Origin of the sequence: Microbacterium sp. H6, from assembly GCF_003314775.1 — a bacterium.
GTDB classification, from domain to species: Bacteria; Actinomycetota; Actinomycetes; order Actinomycetales; family Microbacteriaceae; genus Microbacterium; species Microbacterium oxydans.
On sequence record NZ_QOAY01000032.1, the window covers coordinates 4,075 to 4,578 of the forward strand.

The window sequence follows — 504 nt, forward strand, 5'->3', positions numbered from 1 at the left end:
CGGACGATCCGAGAAGATCTGGACCAAGGTGCTGGAGCGGGCGGCCGAGCACCCGATCGTCGGCAACGGGTTCTCGAGCCCGTGGATCCCCGATGATCCCGCCTTCGACCGGTGGATCACCGATCACGGGATCACCGTGTTCCACGCGCACAACATGTGGCTCGACGTCCTGCTCCAGCTCGGTGTGGTGGGAGTGGTGCTGATGGCGGTCGCCTACGGCACGCTGCTGTGGCGCTCCTGGTTCTTCGCGGTCGATCGTCCCCGCTGGGACCTCGATGATGCACGTCCGTTCTCGCCGTTGACCCTGCTGCCCAGTCTGTTCACGGTGGTCCTGCTCGTGCAGGGCTTGACCGAGTCGACGCCCATCATGCTGTGGGGCTGGATGCTGCTCGTGCTGCTGTCGTTCAAGCTCAAGTCGGTGCCCCTGGTCGGCGTCGGCGAGCGCGACCTACTGTTCGAACGCGGCACTCGGCAGCGGCGGGTGCCGTGACGCCGGCACGCCCG

General features: G+C 66.9%; 1 protein-coding gene. It reads left to right on the forward strand.

Features of this window, described 5'->3' with window-relative positions; genetic code table 11:
* A partial coding sequence (locus DSP71_RS22900; RefSeq protein WP_258546202.1) for an O-antigen ligase occupies positions 1-490 on the forward strand: 490 nt, incomplete at its 5' end.
* Positions 491-504: the final 14 nt, after the last annotated feature.